At 58.2% G+C, this 15623-nt stretch carries 11 protein-coding genes; 9 read left to right on the top strand and 2 right to left on the bottom strand.

What is annotated here, in order from left to right:
• Positions 1–93 precede the first annotated feature (93 nt).
• From SH664x_RS10280 to SH664x_RS10265, 4 genes are all read left to right on the top strand, one after another.
• The gene (locus tag SH664x_RS10280; protein ID WP_437200727.1) at positions 94–1071 is read left to right on the top strand and encodes a DUF1559 family PulG-like putative transporter; all 978 of its coding nucleotides are present in this window, start codon (positions 94–96) and stop codon (positions 1069–1071) included.
• 203 nt (positions 1072–1274) lie between these two features.
• On the top strand, positions 1275–1685 hold the full coding sequence (locus SH664x_RS10275) for a carboxypeptidase-like regulatory domain-containing protein (RefSeq protein WP_437200726.1): 411 nt from the start codon (positions 1275–1277) through the stop codon (positions 1683–1685).
• On the top strand, positions 1685–2944 hold the full coding sequence (locus tag SH664x_RS10270; protein WP_437200725.1) for a M14-type cytosolic carboxypeptidase: 1260 nt from the start codon (positions 1685–1687) through the stop codon (positions 2942–2944). The genes SH664x_RS10275 and SH664x_RS10270 overlap by 1 nt, the downstream gene beginning before the upstream one ends.
• A gap of 257 nt (positions 2945–3201) precedes the next feature.
• Entirely contained in the window at positions 3202–5349 is a 2148-nt protein-coding gene (locus SH664x_RS10265) for an alpha/beta hydrolase family protein (RefSeq protein ID WP_437200724.1), read from the top strand.
• Positions 5350–5396: 47 nt separating this feature from the next.
• Here the strand turns inward: SH664x_RS10265 and solA are convergent, their stop codons facing one another.
• The gene (gene solA / locus SH664x_RS10260) at positions 5397–6530 is read right to left on the bottom strand and encodes an N-methyl-L-tryptophan oxidase (protein WP_437200723.1); all 1134 of its coding nucleotides are present in this window, start codon (positions 6528–6530) and stop codon (positions 5397–5399) included.
• Positions 6531–6640: 110 nt separating this feature from the next.
• Positions 6641–7801, bottom strand: coding sequence for a substrate-binding domain-containing protein (locus tag SH664x_RS10255; RefSeq protein WP_437200722.1), 1161 nt, complete (start codon positions 7799–7801; stop codon positions 6641–6643).
• A 1057-nt stretch (positions 7802–8858) separates the two neighbouring features.
• Here SH664x_RS10255 and SH664x_RS10250 point away from each other — a divergent pair.
• From SH664x_RS10250 to SH664x_RS10230, 5 genes are all read left to right on the top strand, one after another.
• Positions 8859–9890, top strand: coding sequence for a DUF1559 family PulG-like putative transporter (locus SH664x_RS10250; protein ID WP_437200721.1), 1032 nt, complete (start codon positions 8859–8861; stop codon positions 9888–9890).
• Between the two features lie 22 nt (positions 9891–9912).
• Positions 9913–10308 carry a hypothetical protein gene (locus SH664x_RS10245; RefSeq protein ID WP_437200720.1) on the top strand — a complete coding sequence of 132 codons (396 nt, stop codon included), beginning with the start codon at positions 9913–9915 and terminating at the stop codon, positions 10306–10308.
• Between the two features lie 283 nt (positions 10309–10591).
• The gene (locus SH664x_RS10240; RefSeq protein WP_437200719.1) at positions 10592–13015 is read left to right on the top strand and encodes a DUF1592 domain-containing protein; all 2424 of its coding nucleotides are present in this window, start codon (positions 10592–10594) and stop codon (positions 13013–13015) included.
• Positions 13016–13065: 50 nt separating this feature from the next.
• On the top strand, positions 13066–14412 hold the full coding sequence (locus SH664x_RS10235; protein WP_437200718.1) for a DUF1552 domain-containing protein: 1347 nt from the start codon (positions 13066–13068) through the stop codon (positions 14410–14412).
• Positions 14412–15620 (top strand): hypothetical protein, encoded by a 1209-nt coding sequence (locus tag SH664x_RS10230; protein WP_437200717.1) that lies wholly within the window; start codon positions 14412–14414, stop codon positions 15618–15620. Before SH664x_RS10235 ends, SH664x_RS10230 begins: the two co-directional genes overlap by 1 nt.
• The last annotated feature ends 3 nt before the right edge of the window (positions 15621–15623 follow it).

Genomic DNA, 15623 nt, shown 5'->3' with positions numbered 1-15623 from the left:
GATCTCTTTCTGGTTTTTGATTTTCACGCTGTTTTGAGTATCACCTCTTACTTGATTGGAAGGCTTTCTATGAACTCTCTACGAGGCTCCCAAATGCTCCCACGTCGGCAGCGGGGATTCACCCTCATTGAACTGCTGGTGGTCATTGCGATCATCGCCGTTCTGATTGCCCTGCTCCTGCCCGCCGTGCAACAGGCACGCGAAGCCGCCCGCCGCAGCCAGTGCAAAAACAACCTGAAGCAGATGGGCCTTGCCATTCATAACTACAACGATGTTCATCAGGCGATTCCTCCCGGATGGATCGTGCAGACCGCCGACAAAGACTATGTCGTCGGTAAAGATAACCAGATCGACTGCTGGGGCTGGGGAGCGTTTCTGCTTCCTTACATCGATCAGGCTCCCCTGTATAACCAGATGGGAATCGGCAACGGGCAGAAACTGGAAAATGTTCTCGAACTGGGAAACACCGTCGTTTCCGTCTACCGCTGCCCGACCGATTCGGCTCCCCTCGTCTCGAGTTCGGATACCAACGCCGTGCGACGCGGGAATGCACCCGGAAGCCGCTGGGGTGCGATTTCCAGCTACAAGGGGAACTTCGGACATCGCCGCGGCGCCCTGGAAATCAATCCAACCGCAGAGCGGACCGGAATTTTTCTGAAGCTTGGCTACCCCGGCAAAACGGATGATACGGTCCGCTTTCGCGACGTGACCGATGGCCTGAGCAATACGATCATGATTGGTGAGACCTGCTGGCAACGGGGCGAGTTGAAGGTTCGAGGTGGCGTGTGGGCGGGGACTCCCCGTGGAATCGGTGGAAGTGCAGCCACTGAACTCGTGGCTTCCGGTGCCGCGGCGATGAATCATCAGGTCGACGATGGAAACCAGCTCGGTTACAGCTTTCACAGCAACCACGATGGCGGAGTCCAGTTCCTGCTCGGAGACGGTTCCGTGCGGCTGATTTCCGAGAACATCCATTACGTCACAAACGGCTTCCCGAACACCAGTGACGCCGACAGCACCTACGAACTCCTCCTGTGTCGGGATGACGGCAAGGCGCTCGGAGAATTCTAGAGTCGTTTGCTCTTTCCAAACCCGCGCAGCCAGCGTTTCGTATTGTGATATGCTGACTGCCGCGGCGAGGACCGGGCGATCGAAAGTCAAAATGCTCTGATGCCTTCACGTGACCTCTTGGTGGCCCGTCCGAGTCTTCATCCTGAACAGCATGCAGCCGGACGGACTCCCAATCCCTATTCAACATCAGCGATAGCAAAACGATGAAGCGACAAAAACGAATGGCGCGATGGTTCGGATCTGGACTGGCACTGGCGATGCTCGCGTTGACCGGCTGCAGCCAGAATGGACCTGAACTGGCCAGTGTCAGCGGCGTTGTCACACTGGACGGAAGCCCTCTCGATCAGGCGACAATCGTCTTCCAGCCAGCGACTGGACGGGCTTCTACCGGCAGCACGGATTCGGAAGGCAAGTATACTTTGAAATTCACCTCCGACAGGCCAGGTGTGATTCCCGGTCGAAGCATGGTCTACATTACGTCTCAGACGGTCGACTTTAACGGGAACGTGGTACGCAAAGAGATTCTGCCGGCGCGATACAACCGGGAATCAGAACTGGCGGTCGAGGTGGCCGATGCCCCCAACACCTTTGACTTCGCGCTGGAATCCAAGTGATGCACCATTCCTCCGGAACAGTCCGGCAACTCTCCAAACGGGCGACCTGCCTGAGTTTGGGGGTCATGGTTTCCGTACTCATCCTGAGCCTCCCCGGAGCACTCGCAGCGGAGCCAACTTCTCCGTTGGCGGTCTCCTGCGATTTCCCCGGCGGTTCGGTTCGAGTGGAGGGGATCGATCAGACATCCCGAACTCTGCAAGTCTCGCCCGCCGGTCAGAAAGAACGAGGCTGGACTTGCTGGTGGTATTTTCAGGTGCAGGGAGTTGTTCCCGGTGAGACGTTGACACTGGATCTGGGGGGGACGGTGTGGGCCACGCCCAATCAGTGTTTCTTCAGCACCGACCAGCTGCAGTGGAAGCAGACGGACGTCGGCGAACGGAAGCCTGAAACAGGTCGAATCGTCTACCGGCAGCGTATTGACGCGCCGGTTGCCTGGTTCGCCTGGGGGCCTCCCTTCGTTCCCGACGATGCCGCTCGGCTTGTGAATGAGACAGCGGCCCGGCATCCGTGGGCCGAGGCTTTCGAGCTCTGTGTCACGCGCGGCAACCGACCGACCCCGGCCCTCCGCATCAGTGAGCCGGGCCCGTCAGACCATCCCCGAAAAGGTGTCTGGATTCAGGCCCGCCAGCACGCCTTTGAAGCCGGATCCAGCTGGGTCTGCCAGGGATTTGTCGAATGGCTCGTCTCGGACGATCCACGCGCGCGACAGCTTCGACAGTCGACTGACATTGTCATCGTACCGATCATGGATATCGATAACGTTTTTCTGGGAGCGGGAGGGAAGGACGAAGTTCCTCAAGACCACAATCGGGACTGGAGTGACCATCCTCACTGGCGCGGAGTCGAGGCAGCTCAGCAGGAGATTCTGAAAATGAACGCCGAGGGGCGCTTCGATCTCTTCGTCGATCTGCACAATCCCGGCGCCGGATCACGGAACCCTTACTTTTATGTCTGCCCGCAGGCGGATCTGTCGGAACCGGGGCGTGATTCGCTGTCACGTTTTCTGAAAGCAGCCCGCAGCGAAATGGTGGAGCCCCTCGCCTTCGTGGGGAAGGCTGCCGAGTCCGGTGGTTCCGTCGGCAAAGGCAAGAGCAAGGGAGAAATCAGCAAAAACTGGGTCTCTCGGGTCTGCCGGCCGCACGTCGTGGCTGTCACGCTCGAAACCGCATGGAACACTCCGCACAGCAATCTCCCCGGCTATCTCCATGTCGGTGCAGGACTGGGAAAAGCGGTTGCCACTTTCCTCGAGCCCGAATAGATCGGTTATTCCAGTCTCCACGCAGCACTTCGGGACAGTTCACACGCTCGACTCCGCGTGGGGAGAACGGGCCGATCGAACTTCAGAATCAACAAGACTCCGCCGCGGTATCCGACGCCCCCCAAACGACCACCCTTTATGAGTCGTCGACAACCGATCGTCGGCTTGAGGTCAGCGTGCGACTGACCGACCTCACGTTCTGACGACACCCACTCGTTTCACGCGATCAGATTTTACTGTTCAACAGGAATGCCGAAATGTCTGACCCTGGCAGCGTCCCCTCCCGCCGAGAGCTGCTCCAATGGATTGGTGCCGGAATGGCGGTTGCCCCCGGTCTGGACTGCTCTCTGCTGTTCGGGGATCCCCCGGAATACCAGCCGCTGCAGCGCTATCCCCGGATGGTCCATGAGTACATGCTGCGGGAGTGCCGCGAGTCCTCTGCCCGCCGGCAGGCAATGCTCGACCGTCTGAAGACCAAAGAAGACGCGGAGAAATACGTGCTGTCCGCCCGGGCGCGGGCCCGTGACTGCTTTGGACTGCCGCACGAGAAGACTCCCTTGAATCCGCGGGTCATGGCGGTCATCGAACGTGATCAGTACCGAATCGAAAACGTGATCTTCGAAAGTCGTCCCGACTTCTATGTCACCGCCAATCTCTACCTGCCAATCGGTCGCTCACACCCTGTCCCGGGAGTGGTCGCTTCCTGTGGGCATTCCGCCAATGGAAAAGCAGGTGCCAGCTATCAATCGTTTGCACAAGGTCTGGCGCGGCTCGGCTATGCCTGTCTGATCTTCGATCCGATCGGACAAGGGGAGCGACTGCAGTATCCCGACAAGCCCCTGCGTTCGGGACCAGGTGTTGATGAACATCTGCGCGTCGGCAATCAGATGCATATTGTCGGCGAAAACTTCGCCACCTGGCGGGCCTGGGATGCCATTCGCGCTCTCGATTATCTGCTCACGCGGCCGGAAATCGACCCGCAGCACATCGGCATCACGGGAAATTCGGGAGGAGGCACGATGACCACCTGGTTATGTGCGCTCGATGATCGCTGGACGATGGCCGCTCCCGGCTGCTTTGTCACGACCTTTCTCCGGAATCTGGAGAATGAGTTGCCGACCGATCCGGAGCAATGCCCCCCACGCGCCATGGCACTCGACCTCGACCATAGTGAGTTTCTGGCTGCGATGGCGCCGCGGCCGATTATCATTCTGGCCAAAGAACGGGACTTCTTCGACGTCCGGGGGGCTGAAGAATCGTACCTGCGTCTGAAGCGACTCTATCAGTTGCTGGGAGCAGAAGAGAACATCGCCCTGTTCGTCGGACCGACCGGACATGGCTACACACAGGAGAACCGCGAGGCGCTTTACAGCTGGTTCAACCGGGCCACTCACAAAACTCCGGAGATCGAGGGAGTCGCCAAAACCACGACCTTCACCGGAGTGCTGAACAGTTCCGCAAAGCTCCCTTATCAACCGGAGCCCGACCTCGTCATTGAGAAGGACCAGGTGCTCCGCTGTACCACAAGCGGACGAGTGAGCGAACTCTTTAACTCCCGCAGAGTCTGTGATTATACGCGCTACCGTGCCCTGGAATTGCACGCAACACGACCGGCATTATCAGGTTCTGAACTGACCCGCGCTGTCCGCGAACTCCTGCGTCTGAAGGAAGTCCCCCCCGAGATCCCGGATTACAATATCTGGCGCGAGCTCGCCAAGGGGCGTGGCTATCCGATGCGGGCTGTGGGCTATGCTGTCGAAACCGAACCGGGGATTCAGGCGATCGTCTATTCACTGACCCGCTCGGGATGGGCCTCCCGCCCGGCCCGTCTCGGAGACTCCGCCATCCTCTTCCTGCCGCATCACTCCAGCGATCAGGAGCTGCGGGAAGAGCCACTGATTCAGGAATTGCTGAATAACCATCCGGGTGTTCCCTTCTTCAGCTGCGATGTGCGCGGGATTGGGGACTCGTGGCCCGGCACGGTGCGAAATGGAAACTATGAGGAGCGTTACGGCGCTGATCACTTTTACGCCACGCAGAGCATCATGCATGACCGCCCCTATGTTGGCCAGCGAACTTTCGATGTGCTGCGTGTGCTGCAGTGGCTGAGGTCATTCGGCTACGAAAAGGTGCATCTGGTCGGACGGGGCTGGGGGACATTCCCCGCCACGTTCGCAGCTCTGTTGTCGCCTCAAGTCCAGCAGATCACGCTCAAGAATGCGCTGACCTCGTATCAGGCCATTGCCGAGACACCGAACTACCGCTGGCCTTTGTCCGCCATGTTGCCCAACGTGCTGACCCGTTTCGATTTGCCGGACTGCTACGCCGCTCTGCAATCCAGACAGCTCAGGCAGATCGATCCCTGGGACGCGCTGGCGGGCAAAGACGCTGACGTGCGTTCTTAGCGCCTTCTGACTTCTGCCTTCTGAATGATTCTCCGCGAGATCAACTTCTAGTGAATTGCAGCCCGGCTGGCGGAGAGGAAGTCGAGCGAAACGGCGGGGGAACATCCCAGAGAAAGGTCGACGAGTGCCTCACCCAGCACGCTCGCGAACTTGAAGCCGTGACCGGACAGGCCCGCGGCAAACGAGACGTGCGGATGTCCCGGGTGGCGATCGATGATAAAGTGCTCATCCGGAGAACGGGTGTAGAGGCAGACTTCAAACCGGGTCTGACGGCGCCCGACCGCTGGCAGAAATTCGGCCAGAAATTTTTCGACACGTCTGGTTTCGTGCGAAAGTTCTTGTCTCTTCACCGTGAGTGGATCTGGAACCGCCTCGCCTCCCGAATGTTCTGCCACTTTCAGGCCCCGGGCATCGATCTGGGGGAAACCGTAGAAGTACCCGTCCGGCAATTCATAGAAAAATCCGGGTGCTCCGCGAGAATACTCGTACACGGAACTCTTCGTTTCGTACCAGTAGAGTGGCTTCCGCACCACTTCGAAACGGACGCCGAGTTCCCGCAGGAAGTGACCGGCCCACGCGCCGGCGGTGATGACCAGATGGGCTGCGGAATAGATGTCGTGGTCGGTGGTCACCTCAACATGACCGGGCGACGCCGACCAGCTCGTGACGGTTTCTCCGATGCGGAGTTCGGCTCCCCGGGACAACGCCTGAGCCGTCGCAGCCTTGATACACTCTTCAACAAATAGAAACCCTGCCCGACGCTCAAACACGGCGGCGGAGTTGAATGGGCAAACGAAGCCGGGAAATCGCTCCTGGACCTCACGGGGCGAAAGTTCGTCGATGGCCAGATCATGCAGGCGAGCACTGGCGAGAACTCCTGGTACGACAATTCCATTGGGCGGGCCGATCTCCAGCAGTCCCGATTCCTGATAGAGAGTTTGACCGCTGCGTACCTCCAGATCTTCCCAGAGCGTATAGGCCCGCTTCAGCAACGGGACATAATCCGGGTGTTCGAAATAGGCCTGACGAATGATGCGGGTCTGGCCATGCGAGCTGCCACGGTCATGCGCCGGGGGGAAGCGATCGATTCCAAGAACCCGCAAACCGCGCTGCGCGAACTGGTCGAGGGCCGCGCTCCCGACTCCCCCTGTTCCGAGAACAATTGCGTCGTAGTGTGGCATCGCAGATTCGTTGAGAGGCGGTGCATGGTTTGGAAACTCAGCAGCGACGGCAATCGTCAGCCATCAGTCTTAGTCGATCCCGAACAGCCGCGCTGACCTGGCTGGGGAGTTCAACCGGGATCAACTTCGAACTTCTGCCGATACATGGTGGGTGTCACCCCTGTCTCCCGCCGAAACACCCGGGAGAGATGATAGACCGTTGCGAATCCGGACTGCTGGGCGATTTCAGTAATGGACAGCGTTGTGGACGTCAGAAGTCCCTTTGCACGATTGACCTGAACCCGACGAATCTCCTCTCCGATACCGCGGTCCAGGACGGCGGAAAACTTACGTTCCAGCGATCGGCGAGAAGTCGGCACCACTTTCAGCACGTCATTCACATCGATTGGTGTGGTGCAGCTGTTGATAAAGCGGACCGCCGCCAGCAGGTCCGGATCGCTGCCGGCCAGCGTATCTGTCGACTTTCGAGTCACGAGCCCCGTGGGACCAATCAGCAAGGGATTCACAGGCGCGGGGCTCCCGCTCATTAATCTGTCCAGTAAGGCGGCCGATTCCACTCCGATTTGCCGTGAGGGGACGAGGATACTCGAAATGGGAGGTCGTGAGCGCTCGCACAGCAGGCCATCCGTATCCACGCAAATGACTGCCACGTCTTCCGGGACTCGCAAAGCGGCCACGCGGCAAGCCTCTGTCACTTGAGCCCCCCAGACATCGTGGCAGGCAAACACTCCCACCGGTTTGGGAAGTTCCACAAGCCAGTCCCGCAGATTGTCGACCGGGGAGAGCGGAGTGGCGCGATGGCAATGGGAGTGCGTTCCCTGATCGTAAAAGCAGGCAAACGTGTACCGCTCGGGATCGAGCATCTCCCGGAAGCCCGCTTCGCGTTCCACGGAAAAATAATGCTGGGGGTGCCCGACCAAGGCCAGATTTCGCAGCCCCCGATTCTGCAGGTGTTCAAAGGCAAGAGCCCCGACAGCGCGGTTATCAATGCCAACGCGAGGAAACGTCAAGTGGGGCATGGAGTGGCTGATATTGACGACCGGTCGCTCAGCAGCCACTGCGGCGTCAGCGACTCGCCTGGAAATCACATGTGCGATGATCCCGTCTGGCCGATTGGATTCAAGACGCGCTGGGGTGATATCGTCAATGTCATAATAGACCAGATTCCAGTTCGGACGGTTGACGAGAAAGGTATCGATTCCCCTGAGGATTCCGCGGGTATACGGGAGCGTATAGTCAAAGGCAATGCAGATCAAAAGTTCTGAAGTCATGGTCAGTCAGGATCAACGGAGAATGCAGACTCAGACAACTCGGGGCACCTCAACGCGACCTCAATTCCCTCTCTCTTCCAAGGGGCTTCTGAAGGCGGGCGACACTCGCGAGTTGGCATTTCTGTGAGAATCGCTCAGGGTTCGCGACGATGCTGGCGAGCGGCTCTCGGAGTTTATCGGCAAAGATTCACGGGCTGATTTCCTAGTCAGGTCGGCCTACGGTGCAGAAAATGTGAAAGTTCTCGCCTCCTTCCACGACGAGTGGCGTGCTACTCACATTGTCGTGCGAGGGACCGATGACTTCGCCGACCGAAGGCGTCGCGAACAAGTTTCGGCAACGTCATAAAAATCGCTCCATTCCGCTCATCTGGATTCTCGATGCCAGGTTGGTGCGCGGGCAAGCCGGAACCGATCGTACCACAGGGTCTTGATGCCGGGGAGATTCGCCAGCTGGATTGCCAGTCGTGGACTTGCTTGACGCCCTCCTGATGACGAGCCCCCGCTCGGAAAATGTTCCGCTGCCGAGAGAACGCCACCTGGTCCCCGTCGGACTCTTCGGTGAACCCGAAGCGGGCCACTGCCCGGATTTTTGATGGACTTCGGGATTCGCTGCGGCTGCCACACCACTACCGCTCAAGGATCAGCGGGTTCGCGCCAGCTGGTCTCCGCGTGGCTCTTAATTCGTTCGCCGGAAGGGGCGCGATGGGCCTCACCATTGGTTAATTCCCGCGCCCGCGACTGGCTGTCGCAAAAGCGCAAAACATTTACGCATCGTGCCATTTTGATCTGTCGATGGGGTGAGTAAAATTGGCCTCAGTCGAAGAAACCCATGTGTTGAATCGGGTTTGCGTCACCTCGAGAAGGAAGATCGGCCACAGGATTTCCCAAGGGTCCGGCGTGATTGCCTCGTTGGGAAGTCGTTCGAGGAAGCATATTCCGCATGGGGGCAGCTCGCATCATTCGTCCCTGTGACCCTGCCTCTCGCACCGTTCGGCCCCTCTGTGACTGCCGGGGCTCGCTGATTTTTCCCTGTATTCATCTTCTGGGAGCGTCTCTGATGAAAAGGCGTGAGGATCAAAAGCTCGGCTTTACGCTGATCGAGCTACTTGTTGTCATCGCGATTATCGCGGTGCTGATTGCCCTGTTGCTGCCAGCGGTTCAGCAGGCGCGTGAGGCGGCGCGGCGCACTCAGTGCAAAAACCATCTCAAGCAGATTGGCCTGGCGATCCTGAACTATGAGAGCTCAGCAGGAGTGCTTCCCTCCGGGAGTTCCCTGCATAAGAGCGATCCCGCGATGAGGGGAGCAATCGGCGGGGCCTATCCCGCAAAGGTTGCGAACTGGACCTGGGGGGCCTTCCTTCTTCCCTACCTGGATCAGAGTGGGTTGTACAATCAGATGGGTGTCGCCGTCACAGATCTGGATACGGTCCTGAAAAGCCCGACCTTGCAAAAGCTGCCACAGACGCCGCTGTCGGTTTATCGATGTCCTTCGGATTACGGCACTGAGCTCAACACCGCCAGCAATCGAGTCCTCGCCTCTTATAACTCCTATTTCACGCCCGCCAAGGCAGAACTCGCAACCTCCAACTATGTCGCCAACTATGGGTGGCAGCCGTGGAGTTCGTATCGGCACTATGTGGAAGACAACGGCGGTCAGCGGGGACGTATTTTTGCTTCCGGAGTCTTCTGGCCCGCCAGCAAAGTGATGCTGAGAGACGTGACGGACGGACTGAGTAACACCATCCTGATCGGCGAACGTGACAGTAAGTGCACCGCAGGCATGTGGGCAGGAATCGAAGGGGCCAGCTGCGATTGTCGTGATACCGGAGCCTGGAACAGCACCGAATATAAACTGAATGATCCACTCATTCATGCCAACGGCAGTATTCTTTGTCATTATTCATTTGCCAGTCTGCATCCGGGTGGAGCACATGTGTTGATGGGTGACGGTCGAGTGGTCTTCATGAGTGAAAACATCAACTACTCCGGACCCGAAAATGCGGTGATTGGCAATGTGATGTCGGCCTCGGCTGGCGTGTACCAGAAACTCCATCGCAAAGATGATGGCTTCGTAATTGGAGAATTCTGATTTGAAAACCGCAACGATTTTCATGCTGTCTGCCCTGGCAGGTGTGCTGGTCGGATGTCAGCAGAGCGGCCCCGAGTTGTCCATTGTGACAGGGACAGTGATGCTGGATGGTGAGCCATTGCCTGAAGCGCTGGTCACCTATCAGCCCCTCAGCGGCGTCGGGACGTATTCGTCTGCATTTACAGACAAGAACGGTTTTTATCGCATGAGATACAGCCGGGACCGTGACGGCGTGATGATGGGCAGGCACTCGGTCTCCATCGCGACCGCGCCCCCGTCATTGGGGGGAGTGGAACGGGTGCCTCCCAAGTACAACTCCGCGACTGAGTTGACCCAGGAGATCAACGCTCCAACCCATCAGTTCGATTACGCTCTCGAGACCGGAAATTTTAAAGGAAAGGCCAGCTGGGGGAGATAGGCCGAAAGGCCCGGTGATTTGCAGGAGCGGCTTTGTTTGCTGCGGCGTGAGGATTGTCGTGAATGTGACTCGGACGATTCCGTTGACAGGCTGCGATGGACCCTCGCCGCAGGATGCACTTGTTCATTCCGAAATGCGAACGCTCCGTGCAACAGAGGGTTGTTCGATTGCTCACCGCCGGGACGGCAGGCATCCCTTCAACGGCAGATTGATCGTGCGTGAACGAATGACGACTCAGATGGGACTTTTCCCGCCCCGGTTCTCTACGCGATGTTCAGGTGCAATGACTGAGTGCATTTCTTCCAGTGGCGTCCTGATTGTCATCACGTGGCTGGCTCTTGCCGATGTTTGTTCAGCACAGCCTTCCTTTGAGACTGCGGTGAAGCCATTCGTCGAGCGGTACTGCAATCGCTGTCACGGCCCCGAGGTCCAGGAAGGGGGCTTCCGGCTGGACAATCTCAAACCCGACTTCGATTCAGTGCTGACGGCCGAACGTTGGGCGGAAATGATCGGCAGAATCAATTCCGGAGAAATGCCGCCGCCGGATGAACCGCAACCGACCTCGCTGGAGATCCAGGGCATTGTTGACTGGATCGGGGCGGGTATCAGTGAAGGGGCGCGGGCGCGGATGGCCAAACGAGCGCCGGTCGAGTTTTACCGGCTCAGCCGCGAGGAGTATTCCCACACGGTCCGTGATCTGCTCGGAGTGCACTACGATGCGTCAGCTCCCGGTGAAATGTCCGCGGACCCTGAATGGCACGGCTTCGAACGGATTGGCTCGCAACTCACACTCTCCCCCTCGCATGTCGAAAAGTATGTCGAGGCTGCTCGCACGGTCCTCGACAGGGCTTATCCCGAGCCCATTCCGCGCATGAAGAAATGGCGGAAGGATGCCCTCGAAATCGACACGTGGAATCGGAAAAAGCGAGGTCTGCTGCGCGAGGCGGGGATCGAGGAACAGGTCCGGACACTCATCTGGCCCGGGCTGTCCTACAGCTATCTCGAACCGACCCACAGTGAAGACGAGCTCCCGCCCGGGATGTATCGCGCCAAGCTGAAGGTCAGCGGACTGCGGTCGAAAACGGGACGCCCGCCGCATGTCACCCTGTATTGCAAGCAGCTGGACCATATCCTCTTTGAGCAGGACGTGATCGCTGCTGAGGACGCGCCGGTCGAGTTGGAGTTCGAGACGTTTCTGACGGGAAAAGTCAGTATCACGATGACCAATGAGGTGCCCGGCCCCTCCAACTCTCCTTATTCCGGGAGGCCCAGTCATCAGCGTGTCTTTACCCGGCTCGACGATCCGAAATCTCGCTCGCCGTGGCAGCGGAAGCTGACCGATGATGAAGGCCAGCCGCTGTACCCTCTGCTCATTCTGGATTCAATCGAATGGAAAGGGCCATTCGTCGACGAGACCGATCAGAAAAAGCGGGACAGTTTCTCTTCTCACGCTGTGGAGAGCAGCTCTCAGTTGGAGGTCTTGCGTCGCTTCGCCCGGCGGGCGTGGCGCCGTCCCCCCACAGACCGGGAACTTCACCGCTACCTCCAGATCATCGAGCGGGAACAGGCGGCTGGTGCGTCACCACCAGCCGCCTGGAAGGTGGGGATGCTCGGGATTCTCGCCTCGCACAACTTCTACTATTTGTCCTCTGGCGTTCCCGCGAGTCCGCAAGCAGAAATCGATGATTGGCAACTGGCCTCCCGGCTCTCCTATTTCCTCTGGAGCTCGACGCCGGACGAAGAGCTTCTCGATGCAGCCGAGACGGGGAAGCTACACGAGCCGCAGACGCTGAAGAAGCAGTTGTCGCGGATGCTCAACGATCACAAAATCGAACGTTTCACCGGTTCGTTTCCCCGCCAGTGGCTCCAGCTCGGTAAGGTGGGGATGTTTCCGCCCGACCCGCAACTGTATCCAGACTACGACCCGTGGCTGGAAAAAAGCATGGTGCAGGAAACAGTGGGGTATTTCTCCGAAGTGTTCCGCCGGAACCTGTCGATTCGCGAGTTTCTCGACTCGGACTGGACCATTCTCAACCCGCGGCTCGCCGCACATTATGACCTGCCGGCTCCGTCCGACATGGGCTTTCAATTGGTTCCTCTCGATGCCGCAGCTCATCGCGGCGGAATCCTGACACAGGCCGCCATCCTTTCCCTGACCTCGGACGGAACGCGGCATCGGCCGGTGCATCGGGGGATCTGGGTCTCTGAGTGCATTCTCGGGAAGACCCCGAACCCGCCACCCGCCAACGTCGATGCCATCGAGCCGAATCCGCCGAGCGAACCGCGGGCGACGATTCGTATGAAGCTGGACGCGCACACCAAACATGTCCAGTGTGCCGCCTGCCACCGCAAGATCGACCCATTCGGCTTCGCCTTGGACAATTACGACGCAGTCGGCCGCTGGCGAACGACTGAGTTCGTGGCCCACGGCAAAGGGGATCATCCTCCTGTCGATGCAAGCGGCCAGATGCCGGATGGTCGAAAGTATGACGGACCCCGGCAATTCAAGACGTTGCTGACTGAAGACCTGGACCAGTTTGGGGTGGTCCTTGTCGAAAAGCTGGCCACATACGCGTTGCGACGTCCAATGACAATTGATGACCGTGATCGGATTCAGCAGATCGCCGCTGCATGTCAGCAAGATGGCTATCGGCTGAGAGATCTTATCGAACAGTTCGTGCTCTCGGATTTATTTCTGGAACGATGAGCGGGCTCTGGACTAACAGAGATGCAGGTGAACCGATGAGAAAAACATGGATGATCAGTCGACGTCACATGTTGCGCGGCCTTGGCGTTTCCATTGCCTTGCCCCTGCTGAATTGCATGCGACCGCTGCATGCGGAATCAAAAACAGCAGCCACGCAGGCGAAAGCGCGGCGCAGCATCTTCATTTACCTGCCAAACGGCGTGAACACACTGGATTATCAGATTCTCCAGGCAGGAAAGAATTATGAATTCAGCAAAATCCTGAAGCCGCTGGAGCGTCATCGTGACAATGTCACACCCATCAGTGGTCTGCATCACCCGAATGGGTTGGGGCATCACCACGGATGCCAGAGTATCTGGCTGACAGGGGCCAAAATTGGACCGACCCAACGCAATTCGATTTCGGTCGATCAATGTATGGCCTTGGAGACCGCTCCTCACACACGATTCTCTTCACTGGTTCTGAGTGATACCGGACGGTCATTATCCTACAACTCCGACGGAATTCAGTTGCCGTCCGAGACTCGACCGGACAAGGTGTTTGAGCGGCTGTTTCATGCTCCCAGGGGAGGAGCGGAGAAGGAACGCTCGGCCCTGTCACAAAGGGGAAGCGTGCTGGACGCCGTCCTTGAGGAAGCCCGCGACCTGCAGCGCGTCATCGGAGGAGAAGACCGGACCCGGCTCGATCAATACCTGACCTCGGTCCGCGAAGTCGAGATTCGTACGCAACGGGCCAGTAACTGGCTGGATGTTCCCCGCCCGACGATCGAAAAGCCGAAGGAACGTCGAGTCAATCGCAACGTCTCCCAGCAGGAGTTCGGTGATTATCTCCGCACGATGTACGATCTGATCGTGCTCGCGTTTGAAACAGATCTGACACGCGTGGCCACCTTCAGCACGGGAGAAGAGGGCAAAGGGCTCCCGATTCCGGAGATCCAGATCAACCAGACTCGGCACTCTCTATCGCATCATAATGGCGATCCTGAGCAACTTCGTCGTCTGACAGAAAGTGACACATTCAACGTTCAGCAGTTGGCTTACCTGCTGGATCGCCTGAGTGAAGTGGAGGACGCTCAAGGGAAGCTGCTGGACTCGACGATGGTTCTGTTTGGAAGCGGCATGGCTTATGGGCACAGTCATGGCAATGCCAACATTCCTACGATTCTGGCAGGGGGCAGCGGACTGGGGCTGAAGCATGGAAAGCACGTGGACTACAACGTTGGCCATTTTGACGGCTATGACTTAAGCAATGCAAAGGGGCACTATCAGATCTGCTCCCGGCCGGTCAATGAGCGGGGGCGCTTCAGTAACGTGCTCCTGACGATGGCCCAGAGAATGGGAGTGGAGACGGAGACATTCGCGGACAGCCTCGGAACCATTTCAGAAGTTGAGTCGTAATGCAAATTGCAAATTTATGGGGACTGAACCTCACCGTCGTGCTCCTGTTTTTGAACGTCTCTGTCCTGGCCGATGAGCCTGCACCGACCGCCAAGATCGATGAGTTCCCCAAGCAGCAGCCATTTAAAATGTCGGGCGAGCTGACGATGGTCGATCACGTCAACCGTATGGGCATTCTGCGTCCCGATCGCAGCGACGTTCACATCAAGTACCACTGGGATCTCCCACACCATTTCAAGCTGCTCCCTTACGGCACGGTCTATCGCCACGGCAGTCCGGCGACGCTGAGCGATTTGCCCCTCGGCACCCACCTCCACTGTCAACTTTTCCTGGGTCCCAAAGGGAAGTTTCAGGTTCCCCTGCTCGATACAGACTTCGGGCAGATCACTGCGAACCAGCCGAACAGCTTCTCTCCCGATTCACAGTATGAATCGGTCCTGTTGATGGAAGACGACTTCTCATTCTACAAACGGCTGGGAGTGACCTGGAACATTGTTTCGATCAACCGGGAAACACAGAAACTCGTCGCGGAGCGGGTCGATACCAAAGCTGGAATGTCACATCCGGAGGGGCTGACCGGACAAAAGACATTCGATCTCACCCCCTCGACACAAGTGTGGCAAGGGGACCGTGTGGCGACTCTGGGCGACCTCCAACCAGGCCAGAAAGTATTATTTAATCTGACGTGGTGCACGTTATTCGGCCCGGGAAGGTTGACCGACGTCTGGATCGATCCCCAAAGCCGTGACATCGCCATGCAGCACCAACACCGTAGGTTCTTTCAATACCTGAGGGATCGTGGCTTTCCCGCGCGAGTGGACCATGTCACGCACTCCGAAAATGGGAGCGGCCAGGTGACAGTCAGTTTCTACGAGGGCCCATCGCCGGAGGACCTGAAGGCGTTTCAGGCGAATACCTGCGGAAGACTCGCTGTGGCGGAATCCAACCTGCGCGTCTATCACCAGAATAACGACTCCAAACCCGTCTGTTACATTGAAATTTCCGCTGTTGAATCCCCTCCCCCCGGTCATAGTGGCTTCTCTGCGACATTCAGTATGGCCGAACTCCTGGAAGGAGTCCGCCCGGGCTACACGGTCAGGCTGTTTCCCAGTGGATGGCAACCCCTACAACTGCCGCGTGAAGAGGAACTCTCTCACTTCGACGTCCGCCCGCCATACCTGCAAGCCGACCCCTCGGCGCCTCGTTAAAGC

The organism is Planctomicrobium aquicomposti, from assembly GCF_051466325.1.
Classification (GTDB): domain Bacteria; phylum Planctomycetota; class Planctomycetia; order Planctomycetales; family Planctomycetaceae; genus Planctomicrobium.
Note: the sequence above shows the minus strand (reverse complement) of the source record. Positions and strands in the feature narration are given on the sequence as shown.

Bases quoted from the DNA above. Each gene is read 5' to 3' on its own strand.
- solA (WP_437200723.1), bottom strand. From the start codon at position 6,530: ATGCCACACTACGACGCAATTGTTCTCGGAACAGGGGGAGTCGGGAGC.
- SH664x_RS10240 (WP_437200719.1), top strand. From the start codon at position 10,592: ATGACTGAGTGCATTTCTTCCAGTGGCGTCCTGATTGTCATCACGTGG.
- SH664x_RS10265 (WP_437200724.1), top strand. From the start codon at position 3,202: ATGTCTGACCCTGGCAGCGTCCCCTCCCGCCGAGAGCTGCTCCAATGG.
- SH664x_RS10250 (WP_437200721.1), top strand. From the start codon at position 8,859: ATGAAAAGGCGTGAGGATCAAAAGCTCGGCTTTACGCTGATCGAGCTA.
- SH664x_RS10275 (WP_437200726.1), top strand. From the start codon at position 1,275: ATGAAGCGACAAAAACGAATGGCGCGATGGTTCGGATCTGGACTGGCA.
- SH664x_RS10280 (WP_437200727.1), top strand. From the start codon at position 94: ATGCTCCCACGTCGGCAGCGGGGATTCACCCTCATTGAACTGCTGGTG.
- SH664x_RS10270 (WP_437200725.1), top strand. From the start codon at position 1,685: ATGCACCATTCCTCCGGAACAGTCCGGCAACTCTCCAAACGGGCGACC.
- SH664x_RS10255 (WP_437200722.1), bottom strand. From the start codon at position 7,801: ATGACTTCAGAACTTTTGATCTGCATTGCCTTTGACTATACGCTCCCG.
- SH664x_RS10245 (WP_437200720.1), top strand. From the start codon at position 9,913: ATGCTGTCTGCCCTGGCAGGTGTGCTGGTCGGATGTCAGCAGAGCGGC.
- SH664x_RS10230 (WP_437200717.1), top strand. From the start codon at position 14,412: ATGCAAATTGCAAATTTATGGGGACTGAACCTCACCGTCGTGCTCCTG.
- SH664x_RS10235 (WP_437200718.1), top strand. From the start codon at position 13,066: ATGATCAGTCGACGTCACATGTTGCGCGGCCTTGGCGTTTCCATTGCC.